This is a genomic window from Pseudomonas sp. KCJK9016, from assembly GCF_046231795.1.
GTDB lineage: Bacteria > Pseudomonadota > Gammaproteobacteria > Pseudomonadales > Pseudomonadaceae > Aquipseudomonas > Aquipseudomonas bananamidigenes.
Genome location: NZ_JBJJMM010000009.1, coordinates 1 through 12,497 on the forward strand (window position 1 = coordinate 1; position 12,497 = coordinate 12,497).

The 12,497-nt window shown below is 59.1% G+C and carries 15 protein-coding genes; all 15 read right to left on the reverse strand.

Annotated elements, in window-relative coordinates; all coding sequences use genetic code 11:
* Nucleotides 1–90: 90 nt before the first annotated feature.
* The 15 genes from ACK6BI_RS10530 to ACK6BI_RS10600 all read right to left on the reverse strand — a co-directional run bounded on the left by ACK6BI_RS10530 (nucleotide 91) and on the right by ACK6BI_RS10600 (nucleotide 12,408).
* Nucleotides 91–1,113 (reverse strand): GTP 3',8-cyclase MoaA, encoded by a 1,023-nt coding sequence (locus tag ACK6BI_RS10530; RefSeq protein ID WP_409317031.1) that lies wholly within the window; start codon nucleotides 1,111–1,113, stop codon nucleotides 91–93.
* Nucleotides 1,114–1,251: 138 nt separating this feature from the next.
* Complete coding sequence (locus tag ACK6BI_RS10535) at nucleotides 1,252–1,890, reverse strand: TetR/AcrR family transcriptional regulator (RefSeq protein WP_007950805.1); 639 nt, start codon at nucleotides 1,888–1,890, stop codon at nucleotides 1,252–1,254.
* A 341-nt stretch (nucleotides 1,891–2,231) separates the two neighbouring features.
* Nucleotides 2,232–3,017: a TatD family hydrolase gene (locus ACK6BI_RS10540; protein ID WP_409317032.1), complete on the reverse strand. Its 786-nt coding sequence runs from the start codon at nucleotides 3,015–3,017 to the stop codon at nucleotides 2,232–2,234.
* A 15-nt stretch (nucleotides 3,018–3,032) separates the two neighbouring features.
* Nucleotides 3,033–3,389 carry a PilZ domain-containing protein gene (locus tag ACK6BI_RS10545; protein ID WP_085710925.1) on the reverse strand — a complete coding sequence of 119 codons (357 nt, stop codon included), beginning with the start codon at nucleotides 3,387–3,389 and terminating at the stop codon, nucleotides 3,033–3,035.
* A gap of 42 nt (nucleotides 3,390–3,431) precedes the next feature.
* A complete protein-coding gene (locus ACK6BI_RS10550) occupies nucleotides 3,432–4,415 on the reverse strand; it encodes a DNA polymerase III subunit delta' (protein ID WP_409317033.1) in 984 nt (327 codons plus the stop codon).
* Nucleotides 4,408–5,040 (reverse strand): dTMP kinase, encoded by a 633-nt coding sequence (gene tmk, locus ACK6BI_RS10555; RefSeq protein ID WP_408986873.1) that lies wholly within the window; start codon nucleotides 5,038–5,040, stop codon nucleotides 4,408–4,410. Before tmk ends, ACK6BI_RS10550 begins: the two co-directional genes overlap by 8 nt.
* A 19-nt stretch (nucleotides 5,041–5,059) precedes the next feature.
* Entirely contained in the window at nucleotides 5,060–6,241 is a 1,182-nt protein-coding gene (mltG, locus tag ACK6BI_RS10560) for an endolytic transglycosylase MltG (RefSeq protein ID WP_409317034.1), read from the reverse strand.
* 3 nt (nucleotides 6,242–6,244) lie between these two features.
* Nucleotides 6,245–7,060 (reverse strand): aminodeoxychorismate lyase, encoded by an 816-nt coding sequence (pabC, locus tag ACK6BI_RS10565; RefSeq protein ID WP_409317035.1) that lies wholly within the window; start codon nucleotides 7,058–7,060, stop codon nucleotides 6,245–6,247.
* Nucleotides 7,060–8,304, reverse strand: coding sequence for a beta-ketoacyl-ACP synthase II (gene fabF, locus ACK6BI_RS10570; RefSeq protein ID WP_065257229.1), 1,245 nt, complete (start codon nucleotides 8,302–8,304; stop codon nucleotides 7,060–7,062). Before fabF ends, pabC begins: the two co-directional genes overlap by 1 nt.
* Nucleotides 8,305–8,412: 108 nt before the next feature.
* Nucleotides 8,413–8,649 carry an acyl carrier protein gene (gene acpP, locus ACK6BI_RS10575; RefSeq protein WP_065257230.1) on the reverse strand — a complete coding sequence of 79 codons (237 nt, stop codon included), beginning with the start codon at nucleotides 8,647–8,649 and terminating at the stop codon, nucleotides 8,413–8,415.
* Nucleotides 8,650–8,845: 196 nt separating this feature from the next.
* Nucleotides 8,846–9,589, reverse strand: coding sequence for a 3-oxoacyl-ACP reductase FabG (gene fabG, locus ACK6BI_RS10580; protein WP_085710930.1), 744 nt, complete (start codon nucleotides 9,587–9,589; stop codon nucleotides 8,846–8,848).
* Nucleotides 9,590–9,605: 16 nt separating this feature from the next.
* Entirely contained in the window at nucleotides 9,606–10,544 is a 939-nt protein-coding gene (gene fabD, locus ACK6BI_RS10585) for an ACP S-malonyltransferase (RefSeq protein ID WP_409317036.1), read from the reverse strand.
* 125 nt (nucleotides 10,545–10,669) lie between these two features.
* Nucleotides 10,670–11,680, reverse strand: coding sequence for a phosphate acyltransferase PlsX (gene plsX / locus ACK6BI_RS10590; protein WP_409317037.1), 1,011 nt, complete (start codon nucleotides 11,678–11,680; stop codon nucleotides 10,670–10,672).
* Between the two features lie 4 nt (nucleotides 11,681–11,684).
* Nucleotides 11,685–11,867: a 50S ribosomal protein L32 gene (gene rpmF, locus ACK6BI_RS10595; RefSeq protein WP_003179396.1), complete on the reverse strand. Its 183-nt coding sequence runs from the start codon at nucleotides 11,865–11,867 to the stop codon at nucleotides 11,685–11,687.
* A 13-nt stretch (nucleotides 11,868–11,880) separates the two neighbouring features.
* Nucleotides 11,881–12,408: a YceD family protein gene (locus tag ACK6BI_RS10600; RefSeq protein WP_003204262.1), complete on the reverse strand. Its 528-nt coding sequence runs from the start codon at nucleotides 12,406–12,408 to the stop codon at nucleotides 11,881–11,883.
* Between the last annotated feature and the right edge of the window lie 89 nt (nucleotides 12,409–12,497).

The window sequence follows — 12,497 nt, forward strand, 5'->3', positions numbered from 1 at the left end:
AAAAAGAAACCCCAGTAAAGCAATCATAATCTAACAGGGCCGGGAGACAGACACCCAGAGGATGCGCGAAGGATACGATTTCAGCAGGGTTCAATGGAAAAGAAAGGTTCCCATTTTAAAAAAAAGTTTTTCGGGGAGGAATAAAAAGCCGCCGATGATTTTCATGACGGTGGCGCCGCCGGAGAACGCGACTTCCTGCTTGTCACCCAAGGCCTTGACCAACAGCCGTTGCAACGCCGGCAACGCCTCGTGACGCGGCTTGTCGAGCAGATCGCCGACATAGTGACGGCTGCTCGACGACAGGCAGCCATGCAGCCATCCGGTGGACGACAGGCGCAGTCGTGAGCAGGTCCGACAGAACGGCACGCTTTCGTTGGCGATCACGCCGAAGGTCCCCAGGCCGGCAATCGCGTAACGAACGGCCGTGGCGTCCACAGGCGCATCGGTTTGCGCGTACTCGTAACGCTCGCCGATCAGTTCGAGCAGTTGTTGCAGACTGACGAACTGCTGCAGGAACGCATTGGAGTCCTTGGCCAGGTGGCCCATGCGCATCAATTCGATGAAGCGCAACTCATAGCCACGCTCAAGGCAGTAATCGAGCAGCGGCATGACCTGATCGAGGTTCTGCCCGCGCAACGGCACCATGTTGACCTTGATCTTCATGCCCGCCGCTTTGGCTCGATCCATGCCGTCGAGCACCGTTGCCAGATCACCGCCACGGGCAATGCTGCGGAACGCGCCGGCGTCCAGGGTATCGAGGGAAACGTTGATCCGGCGCAGGCCGGCATCGACCAGCAGCGGCAGTTTCTTCGCCAGGAGCTGGCCATTGGTCGTCAGGCTGATGTCTTCCAGGCCCATCTTGCCGACGGCGCTCATGAAGGATTCGAGTTTGGGGCTGACCAGCGGCTCACCGCCGGTAATGCGCAGGCGCTCGATGCCGGCGGCTTCGATCAGGTAGGCAACGCCGCGCGCCATGGCCTCGGCCGACAGTTCATCCTGCGCAGCCACCAGCCGCTTGCCGTTGGGCACGCAGTAGGTACAGGCGTAATTGCAGGCTGAGGTCAGACTGATCCGCAAATTGCGAAAACGCCTGCCTTGACGGTCAACGATCATGGAGCACTCCGGCAATGGAAAATCGAGCGGCTAAAACTTGACTCACAATTCAAGTTTTAGCAAGCCCCATACCTGAGTATATTCCTGCGGTACTGCGCCATGTAGCGAAAAACACGACGCATAAGGCGACTGAATGATTCAGCTGCTGGGTGTTTCAGGGTCGCGCTTGCGCTTGTTGCCCATCCGCACGCCGATGTCCATCAGGAACTGGAAGAAACCTTCCTGATCTTCCAGCACATTGCTCCAGAACGGCGAGTGATACAGCGCCACCGCGCCATGCACCAGCGCCCAGGATGCGCAGTAGTGGAAGTACGGCGGCACGTCTTCGAGCTTGCCTTCGCTGATGCGACCCTTGATGAGCAGGGTCAGGCGTTCGAAGTTCGAGGCGCGGATCTTGTGCAGTTCCTCGACCATCTCGGGCACCTGGTTGCCCTTGACCACCTTCTCTTCCAGGCGATCGAACAGGCGATAACGCTGCGGGTCGCGCATGCGGAATTCAAAATAGGCACGGGACAGGGCTTCCTTGTCCTTGTCGACATCGGCTGAATGCAACAGCTCGTTCAAGTCACGCTCGTAATCGAGCATCAGGCGCAGGTAGATCTCGGCCTTGGACTTGAAGTGCTTGTAAATCGTGCCTTTGCCGATACCCACGGCATCAGCAATCATCTCGACGGTGACGCTGTCTTCACCTTGTTCGAGGAACAGCTTGAGCGCGGTATCGAGAATTTCTTGCTCGCGGCGACGAAACTCACGGACCTTACGAGGTTCTTTGTGCATAAGAAAAGGTCTGTAGGGGTCAAAATTCGAAGCCGCGTATTATGCCTAAATTGCGCAAAAATGCACGGATCATCCGACCATATCTGTGTTTCTCGTTCATTTCACGAACGCTTCATGGGCAATGAGAACATAACCGAAGCGAACGTATTCCAAATTTGTTTAAAAACCCCGACCGGCCAACTGGACTGAACGCCAGACTGATCAATACTTGAACTGTCGGGCGGCATCTCCCCCAAGTGCCGCGCCGGTAAAGGTACCAAGGGACCGCGTGCCTTTGTTTTACTCCTAATGGTCTTAACCCGGATTCACCCCCCAGAACCCGGGTTTTTTTTGTCTGCGATTCAGGCTTTTACGTGCGCCAGCGGAAACAGGCGCTTGAAGTTCTCGGTGGTCTGCTCAGCAAAACGCTCGTAGTTCTCGCCCCGCAGCATCGCCAGAAACTCTGCCACTTCCCGCACGTATTGCGGCAGATTGGGCTTGCCGCGATAAGGAATTGGTGCCAGATACGGCGAATCGGTTTCTACCAGCAGGCGATCGGCCGGCACCTTGCTCGCCACATCTCTCAGGGCATCGGCATTGCGGAAGGTGACGATGCCTGACAGGGAAATGTAATAACCCATGTCCAGCGCAGCCTTGGCCATGCCCCAATCCTCGGTGAAGCAATGCAGCACCCCGGCCTGGGGCAACGCGGCTTCACGCAGCAGTTCAAGGGTGTCGGCACGGGCGCCACGGGTGTGGATGATCACCGGCTTGCCGGTCTGCTGCGCGGCTTGCAGGTGCAGACGGAACGATTCCTGCTGCAACTCGGCGGCTTCCGGCTCGTAGTGGTAGTCCAGACCGGTTTCACCGATGGCCACCACTTTCGGGTGATTGAGCTCATGCAGCAGCCAGTCCAGTGCCGGCGCGGCGCCCGGCTGAACATCCAGTGGATGCACGCCGACCGAACAATCGACGTCGTCGTAACGCTCGGCCAGCGCTTTGACCTCGGCCGCGTTATCGGCACTGACGCCGATGCACAGGAAATGCCCGACACCACGCTGGCGGGCCGCATCCAGCGCGGCGTCCAGGGAACCGTCATGAACGGCAAGGTCGAGGCGATCAAGGTGACAATGGGAATCTACGAGCATAAAAAAGACTGCAACTTACATCGTATGAGTGGGACGGTCGGACTTCAGCGCTCCGGCCAGATGGGTTTCGATGCGACTGCGCGCGGTGTTGTCGCCATCGTTGAATTGCACGCCGACGCCGGCGGCGCGGTTACCCTGGGCACCTTTTGGAGTGATCCAGGCCACCTTGCCGGCCACCGGAATCTTTTCCGCTTCATCCATCAGGTGCAGCAGCATGAACACCTCGTCGCCCAACTTGTAGCTTTTGTTGGTCGGGATGAACAGGCCGCCGTTCCTGATGAACGGCATGTAGGCGGCGTAAAGGACTGACTTGTCCTTGATGGTCAGGGACAAGATGCCATTGCGCGGTCCCGGGCTGACAGGTTCATTCATGCTGACCTCCACTGCTGATGTTCAGAGTCTAGGTACACATTCTTATCTTTGACCAGGCAAGCCCGCCCATTGCACCAGCAATGCTTCCAGCAGCAACGCTCCATTAAGGTTCGCCTTGCTCAGGACTTTCTGGCGCTGGGCGAGAATCCAGTCCTGAATATCGAGGACTTTACGCTGTGCGCTTTTCTGCGCCAGATATTGCACGACCTTGCGCATGTCGGTCAGGCCCAGTCCCGCTTCATCCTGGGTCAGTTGATAGCGCAGAATCAGGCTCGACCAGTCGCAGAACCAGTCGAACAGACGCAACATCGGAATGTTTTTCCATTCTTCGGCCAGTTGTGTCGGCGATTGCTGCTGCTTGAGCAGCTTCTTCACGCCTTCCACCACCTGCGCCCGCTGTTCACGCACGCCCTGCTCCTGCAAGGTGACGGCGGCCAACGGCGAGCCGGCGGCCAGGGTCAACAGTTCGACACGTTCGTCTTCGGAGCATTCCGGCAATGCCTGAGCCAGCCATTGCAGGCTCATGGACTCGCTCGGCAGCGGACAGGCCTGCTGCACACAGCGGCTCTTGATGGTCGGCAACAATCGGCTCGGCTGGTGACTGACCAGCAACAACACGGTATCGCCGGACGGCTCCTCAAGGCTCTTGAGCAAGGCATTGGCGGCGTTGATGTTCATCGACTCCACCGGCTCGATCAGCACCACCTTGCGCCCGCCCAGTTGCGCGGTCTGCACCACAAAACTGACCAGTTCGCGCACCTGGTCGACCTTGATCGCCTTGTCCGCCTCTTCCGGCTCCAGGATGTAATTGTCCGGGTGACTACCGGCCTTTAGCAGCAGGCAGGATTTGCACTCGCCGCAGGCCTCAGGTGTCGGGTGCTGGCACAGCAGACTGGCCATCAGCCGCTCGGCCAGTGCCCGCTTTCCGATCCCGGCGGGCCCGTGCAGCAAATAGGCGTGAGCGTGTTGAGTACGCCCGGCCAGTTGCTGCCAGAGACTGTCCTGCCACGGATAGGCCTCAGCCACGGCTCAGCTCCAGCAAACGCGGAAGCAAGCCATCCAGCGACTGCTGGACCTGCGTCAGCGGCTGCCCGGCGTCGATCCGCACATAACGCGCCGGGTCAGCCTCGGCGCGTTTGAGGAACGCACTGCGCACGGCCTCGAAAAAAGCCCGGCCCTCCAGCTCGAAACGATCCAGACGACCTCGGGCGCTGGCTCGGGCCAGGCCGATTTCCACCGGCAGATCGAAAATCAGCGTCAGGTCAGGGCGCAGGTCACCTTGAACGAAAGTCTCCAGCGCAGCGATTCGTTCCAGAGACAAACCGCGACCGCCGCCCTGATAGGCATAAGTCGAATCAGTGAACCGGTCGCACAACACGACAGCGCCGCGTGCCAGTGCCGGGCGAATGACTTCGGCCAGATGCTGGGCACGGGCGGCGAACACCAGCAACAGTTCGGTGTCCGGATTCATCACTTCGTCGACCGGTGCCAGCAACACCTCACGAATTCGCTCGGCCAGCGGTGTGCCGCCTGGCTCGCGGGTCAGCACCACTTCGATACCGGCGGCGCGCAGGCGCTCGGCGAGGTATTCGCGGTTGGTGCTCTTGCCGGCGCCTTCCGGGCCTTCCAGGGTAATAAACAAGCCAGTCACAGGCGGTCCTTAATCAAAGTCATTGCGCGTTTTGCGGTGCAGCCGCTTCGGGGGACGGTGTCGGTGCGGGCACTTGAACAGGCGGTTGCGGCAACGATTCCGGTGCGGTATCGGGCGAGGCCACCGGAATCGCCTCCTCGGCTGCCGGAGCAGGCCCGGGCGCTGTCGCCGGCGCCGGGCTCGAGCGGTAATCCGCGCGCCGCTTGAGCTGGTACTCGCGCACAGCATTGTTGTGCGCCTCCAGGTCATCGGAGAAAACATGACTGCCATCGCCACGGGCAACGAAGTAGAGACTGGTGCCATCCACCGGATTGAGCGCGGCATGAATGGCTTCGCGCCCAACCATGGCGATCGGCGTCGGTGGCAGCCCCTGAATCATGTACGTGTTGTACGGCGTGGCTTCCTTGAGATGCGCACGGGTTAATTTGCCGTTGTACCGTTCACCCAGACCGTAGATCACGGTCGGATCGGTCTGCAGTTGCATGCCCAGCGCCATTCGACGCACGAACACGCCGGCAATCTGGCCACGTTCCTGGGGCACTCCGGTTTCCTTCTCCACCAGAGAAGCCATGATCAATGCCTGATAAGGCTCGGAATACGGCGCATCGGCGGAGCGATTTTCCCACTCTTTGGCCAGCACCTCGTCGAGGCGGTCAAACGCCTTTTTCAACAGCTCGGTGTCGGACACTCCGCGCACGAACCGGTAGGTATCGGGAAAGAATCGACCTTCAGGAAAAAGGCCTTTATGGCCGATTCGGGCCATCACCTCGCTGTCGCTCAGACCGGTCAGGGTCTGCTCGATCTTTTCGTCTTTCGCCAGCGCGGCACGTACCTGATGGAAGTTCCAGCCCTCGACCAGCGTCAGGCTGTACTGAACCACGTCGCCGCGCTTCCACAGCTCGATCAGGCCCTTGACGGTCATACCCGGCTGCATGCGGTACTCGCCCGTGTGGATCGGAGTGCCCGCCAGGTTGAAGCGCCAATAAATGCGCAGCCAGAAAGCGTCCTTGATCACCCCGTCGGCTTCGAGTCCGAGAATAGTGCGGGTCGGCGTGGAACCCTTGGGCACATCCAGCAGTTCTTCCTGCGTGATGTTCAGGGGCTGTTCCAGTGCCGAATGAATCTTCCAGGCGCTGGCGCCCAGCAGCAGCCCCGCCAGAACCAGTCCGGTTTCCAGCAGCAGCAAAAGTTTACGTCTCACGAATCAGGCATCCAGTAGCGTGCGGGCAATGGTTTGCAGTTTACGGGTGAGCGGCCCAACCGGCCAGCTCAGTGCAGCGTACGCGCGTACCGGCCAGACGCCATACACGCTGTTGCAGACAAAAACTTCATCGGCCCATTGCAGCTGCTCAAGGTTGATATCGGTGATTTGCACGGGAATACTCGCTGAAGCTGCCTGATACAACAGCTCGGCGCGCATCACACCGGCCACGCCGCAGCGTTTCAGATCCGCCGTGACCAGCACGCCGTCGCGCACCAGAAACAGATTGCTGAACACACCTTCGATCACACGACCTGCCTGATCGAGCATCAAGCCTTCGGCGTGCTCGCTGTCCTGCCATTCGGCGCGGGCGAGAACCTGCTCCAGACGATTGAGGTGCTTGAGACCTGCCAGCAAGGGCTGAATGGACAAACGCGTCGTACACGGAAACAGGCGGACGCCTTGCTCGCCGTGGACGGCGGGATAAGCCACAGGAGGATTGCCTTGCAGAATGCGTCGACCCGGCGCCGAAGGATCCGGCGCATAACCGCGCAAGCCGTCACCACGGGTGAGGATAAGCTTGAGCACACCCTCGCCCATGGCCGCTGCATAGGATTGCAATTCGCTGCGGATCAACTCGATATCGGCAGCAATGGCCAGCCGCGTACAACCTTCGACCAGGCGCAGCATGTGACGATCCAGCAGCAGTGGCTGGCCGCCACGTACAGCGATGGTTTCGAACAGACCATCGCCGTAAGCCAGGCCGCGATCTTTCAGCGACAGAGCGTCAGCCGGTTGACCGTCGACCCAGCAATCCATCAGCCGGCGAACCGACGGAACGCCAACGTACCGTTGGTGCCGCCAAACCCGAACGAGTTGGACAGCACGACGTCGATGTCCATGTTGCGCGCCGTGTGTGGCACGAAATCGAGATCGCAACCCTCATCCGGTTCATCGAGGTTGATGGTCGGCGGCGCCACCTGGCTGTTGATGGCCAGCACACTGAATATCGCCTCGACCGCGCCAGCCGCACCCAACAGGTGTCCGGTCATGGACTTGGTGGAGCTGACCGCCAATTTATAGGCGTGATCACCGAACACCGACTTGATCGCATTGGCTTCGGCGAGATCGCCGGCCGGGGTCGAGGTGCCGTGAGCGTTGATGTACTGCACCTGATCGATGTTGATCTTCGCATCGCGCAGCGCATTGGTGATGCAGCGTGCTGCGCCGGCACCATCGGCGGGTGGCGAAGTCATGTGGAACGCATCGCCACTGGTGCCAAAGCCGATCAGCTCGGCGTAAATGGTCGCACCACGGGCCTTGGCGTGTTCGAGTTCCTCGAGCACCAGGGCACCGGCACCGTCCGACAGGACGAAACCGTCACGGCCCTTGTCCCATGGACGGCTGGCACGGGTCGGCTCATCGTTGCGGGTCGACAGCGCACGGGAAGCGCCGAAGCCGCCCATGCCCAGACCGCACGCAGCCATTTCGGCACCGCCGGCAATCATCACGTCGGCTTCGTCGTACATGATGTTGCGGGCCGCCATGCCGATGCAGTGCGTACCGGTGGTACAGGCTGTGGCAATGGCGTAGTTGGGCCCCTGTGCACCCAGATGGATGGACAGGAAGCCGGAAATCATATTGATGATCGAGCCAGGCACGAAGAACGGAGAAATCCGGCGTGGGCCGGTCTCGTGCAGGGTGCGACTGGTTTCTTCGATGTTGGTCAGACCGCCGATACCCGAACCCATGGCCACACCGATGCGCTCACGGTTGGCATCGGTGACTTCCAGACCGGCATTGCGTACAGCCTGGAAGCCGGCCGCCAGACCGTACTGAATGAACAGGTCGAGCTTGCGTGCTTCCTTGACCGACAGGTATTCCTCGACATTGAAGCCCTTTACCGAGCCGCCAAAGCGGGTGGAATAGGCAGAAAGGTCGGTGTGTTCGATCAGACCAATGCCACTGCGGCCAGCCAGAATGCCCTGCCAACTGCTCGGCACATCGGTGCCCAGTGGCGACAACATACCCATACCGGTGACTACGACGCGTCTACGCGACACAGCACTCTCCTTTTTCAAATGACGATTTTGTATCAGGCCTAAAGAAAAAACCGCACGCCATGATGGCAGTGCGGTTTTTCCATGACAGCGAGCAACGATTACAAACTATTACGCCTGATGAGCGTTAACGTAGTCGATTGCAGCTTGTACAGTAGTGATCTTTTCAGCTTCTTCGTCAGGGATTTCGGTCTCGAATTCCTCTTCCAGAGCCATCACCAGCTCAACGGTGTCAAGGGAGTCGGCGCCCAGGTCTTCAACGAAGGAAGCGGTGTTGACCACTTCTTCTTCTTTAACACCCAGTTGCTCGGCAACGATTTTCTTGACGCGCTCTTCGATGGTGCTCATACCTTGTTTTCACTCCTAATGGACAAATTCAGGCAGCTGGCCAGTGGGTAAGTGTATAGAAAGCCTTTTCAGCTTTTCAACTGAAAGCTTCACTCCTCAAACCCTGCAGCCCTCTGCCTATAAATAGATTGCAGCTTTATAACGGATTTTAGACAGCTCGTATGACATTTTTTTGAAGCAATCCGTCACATTTTACTTACATGTACATCCCGCCGTTCACCGGGATTGTAGCCCCGGTCACGTATGCCGCACCGTCGGATGCAAGAAAAGCGACCACGGACGCGATCTCTTGAGCTTGTCCCAGACGGCCCAGCGGAATCTGTGTCTGCAAGGCTTCACGCTGTGCCTCAGGCAGTTCGCGAGTCATATCGGTGTCGATGAACCCCGGGGTTACCGAGTTGACCGTAATCGAACGCGAACCGACTTCACGCGCCATGGCACGACTGAAACCTTCCAGACCAGCCTTGGCGGCTGCGTAGTTTACTTGGCCAGCGTTGCCCATGGCACCCACCACCGAGCCAATACTGATAATTCGACCCCAGCGCGCCTTGGTCATGCCGCGCAGAACGCCCTTGGACAGGCGATACAGACTGTTCAGGTTGGTATCGATCACGTCGTACCACTCGTCGTCTTTCATGCGCATCATCAGGTTATCGCGAGTGATACCGGCATTGTTGACCAGGATCGCGACCGGAGCACCGAATTGTTCCTGAATGCTCGCCAGCACTGCGGTGACCGATTCGTCACTGGTGACGTTGAGTTCGAAACCTGCACCCTGAATGCCATTTTCTTTCAGGGTCGCAGCAATGCGCTCGGCGCCCGAAGCGGAAGTCGCGGTGCCGACAACGATGGCGCCCTGACGACCCAGTTCCAGTGCGATAGCCTGGCCGATACCACGGCTTGCGCCGGTGACCAGTGCAACTTTACCTTGCAGACTCATGCAAGCTTCTCCTGATTCAGACAGCCACTGCACGAGCAGCAGCGAAAGCGTCTGGGGTATTGAGGTTGGAAGTCGAAACGCCATCGGCGCAACGTTTGTTCAGACCGGCCAGCACTTTGCCAGGGCCGCACTCGACCAGGCTGGTCGCGCCTTTCGCTGCCAAAGTCTGTACGGACTCGACCCAGCGAACCGGCTTGTAGAGTTGTTCGAGCAGATCACGCTTGAGGGTTTCCAGATCCGCCGGCACCTGAGCGCTGACGTTCTGTACCACAGGAATCTGCGGCGCCTGCCAGTCAATGGCCGCGATGGATTCAGCAAAGCGCTCGGCAGCCGGGCGCATCAGCTCGCAGTGAGATGGTACGCTGACCGGCAGCGGCATGGCACGCTTGGCGCCACGAGCCTTGCAACCTTCAATGGCGCGCTCGACGGCTGCCTTGGCACCGGCGATCACCACCTGGCCCGGAGAGTTGAAGTTCACCGCGCTGACCACTTCGCCTTGCGCCGCTTCGGCACAGGCCGCCAACACATCGGCGTCCTCCAGACCAAGGATGGCAGCCATGCCGCCCTGCCCGGCCGGAACGGCTTCCTGCATCAGCTGGCCACGGCGCTCGACGAGCTTTACCGCGTCCGCCAGGCTCAGGCTGCCGGCAGCGACCAGTGCGCTGTATTCACCCAGGCTGTGACCGGCAACGAAGGCCGGGCGCGCACCACCTTCCGCCAGCCACAGGCGCCACAGGGCGATCGAAGCGGTCAGAATGGCCGGTTGGGTTTTGTCGGTTTGATTGAGCAGCTCTTCCGGCCCCTGCTGGGTCAGCGCCCACAGGTCGTAGCCCAGAGCATCGGATGCTTCTTTGAAAGTTTCGAGGATCAGCGGATGTTGCGCGCCCAACTCGGCCAGCATGCCGAGGGACTGCGAACCCTGCCCTGGAAAGACGAATGCGAGGGAAGCAGACATGTAACAAGCCCCTAATGATCTTGTCGTCGGAAAAATGGCATCCCGATAGAGGGACGCAAGAAACTGACAGTTGGATGGCCCTTTGAACCGGGCGGTCACATTTAAGCATTGTCCGACGAAAACGCCTAAGACAACAAATCCTCCAGACGGCCGTGCAGACGCTCGGGAAGATTCTCCTGAATCTCGATCAACGCCCGCTGAATGGCACTCTGAAACCCCTGAACCCCGGCTGAACCGTGACTTTTTACCACAATGCCCTGCAAGCCGAGGAAGCTTGCGCCGTTATGTCGCGCCGGTGCCAGATCAGCCTGCAATCGTTTCATCAATGGCAGCGCCAAAGCCCCCACTGCACGGGACGCAAGATTTTTTTTGAACAAGGCTTCGATGCGCGCAGCAATCATCGTCGCGAGACCTTCGCTGGACTTGAGCAGGATATTGCCGACAAAACCGTCGCAAACCACTACGTCCGCCTCGCCGCGATACAAGCCGTCGCCTTCAATGAAACCGATGTAATTGATACCCCGGGCCGCTTGCAGCAATGTTGCAGCCAGCTTGACCTGCTGATTGCCCTTGATGTCTTCGGTGCCGATGTTCAGCAGGGCAACCCGCGGACGGGCAATACCCAGTGTTTGCGCCGCCACGGAACCCATCACGGCGAACTGCAACAGATGCTCGGCACTGCAATCAACATTGGCCCCCAGGTCAAGCAACTGACAATAGCCCTTCTGAGTAGGGATCGCAGCAACCATGGCCGGACGATCAATCCCCGGCAGGGTCTTGAGCACAAACCGCGACAGCGCCATCAGCGCACCGGTATTGCCTGCACTGACACAAGCCTGAACCTTGCCGTCACGCAGCAATTCAAGGGCGACACGCATCGACGAGTCCGGCTTGCCGCGCAGGGCCTGGGCAGGCTTTTCGTCCATGGTGATGACTTCGGATGCCGGAACAATCGTCAGGCGCGCGCGATCGGCAGCCGGTTGGCCAGTGATCAATTCTTCAAGAAGGGAGGCTTGACCGACGAGGGTCAGGTGTAGCGAGGGCGTAGCAGAAAGGCAAGCAAGGCTGGCCTGAACAATGCTGCGGGGACCGAAGTCCCCGCCCATTGCGTCAATCGCGATGACTTGAGCGGACAAGTGATTACTCGTCAGCGCCCTTGTCGATCACTTTACGGCCACGGTATACGCCTTCTGGCGATACGTGGTGACGCAGGTGAACTTCACCGGTGGTTTTTTCTACGGACAGGGTGCTAGCCTCGAGAGCGTCGTGCGAACGGCGCATGTCACGGGCAGAGCGGGATTTTTTGTTCTGCTGAACAGCCATAATTGATTAACTCCTAAACGTTTGGGTCACGCTTTAACTGCGCCAATACACTGAACGGGTTGGACCGCGTTACCTCGTCCTCGCTCGGTTCGGGTTCATCTGCTCCCGCCGGCTGCTGGCATTCTTCCGGATGATGAGCAGGCACAATGGGCAAGGCGAGCAAAAGCTCCTCCTCGATCAGTGACTGCAGATCCAAAGGATCTTCGCCCAGTTCCAGCACGTCATAACCTTTCGGTAACGACTGGGTATTCGCACCCTCCTTCACCACGGCGTAACTGCATTCGCTGTGGATCGGCAGGGTGACCAGCTCAAGACAACGCTGGCAAACCATTTTGACTTCGGTGTCGATAAAGCTGTGGATCACCACAGATTTACGTTCATCTCGTTCAAAAACGAATTTGGCCTGCACCGTACCGACATCGTCGGAAAGCGGGTCGCAGAGTCTCTTCAAATCGGCCAGCAGCAGTTCACCTTGAAGGGTGGTGCCACGGTCAGCCAATTTGCGCGGGTCAACGTGAGGTGGAATCGGGTCATTCAACATAGGCGCAGCATTATAGGGATGCACCCGCCCATGTCAAAGGAAATTCCGCCCTGTCCGTCACTTACGCGGCTCCGCTAGAATCTGCCACC

Coding starts and splice junctions, on each gene's coding strand:
- ACK6BI_RS10530 (WP_409317031.1), bottom strand. CDS start 1,113: ATGATCGTTGACCGTCAAGGCAGGCGTTTTCGCAATTTGCGGATCAGT.
- ACK6BI_RS10535 (WP_007950805.1), bottom strand. CDS start 1,890: ATGCACAAAGAACCTCGTAAGGTCCGTGAGTTTCGTCGCCGCGAGCAA.
- ACK6BI_RS10540 (WP_409317032.1), bottom strand. CDS start 3,017: ATGCTCGTAGATTCCCATTGTCACCTTGATCGCCTCGACCTTGCCGTT.
- ACK6BI_RS10545 (WP_085710925.1), bottom strand. CDS start 3,389: ATGAATGAACCTGTCAGCCCGGGACCGCGCAATGGCATCTTGTCCCTG.
- pabC (WP_409317035.1), bottom strand. CDS start 7,060: ATGGATTGCTGGGTCGACGGTCAACCGGCTGACGCTCTGTCGCTGAAA.
- acpP (WP_065257230.1), bottom strand. CDS start 8,649: ATGAGCACCATCGAAGAGCGCGTCAAGAAAATCGTTGCCGAGCAACTG.
- fabG (WP_085710930.1), bottom strand. CDS start 9,589: ATGAGTCTGCAAGGTAAAGTTGCACTGGTCACCGGCGCAAGCCGTGGT.
- fabD (WP_409317036.1), bottom strand. CDS start 10,544: ATGTCTGCTTCCCTCGCATTCGTCTTTCCAGGGCAGGGTTCGCAGTCC.
- rpmF (WP_003179396.1), bottom strand. CDS start 11,867: ATGGCTGTTCAGCAGAACAAAAAATCCCGCTCTGCCCGTGACATGCGC.
- ACK6BI_RS10600 (WP_003204262.1), bottom strand. CDS start 12,408: ATGTTGAATGACCCGATTCCACCTCACGTTGACCCGCGCAAATTGGCT.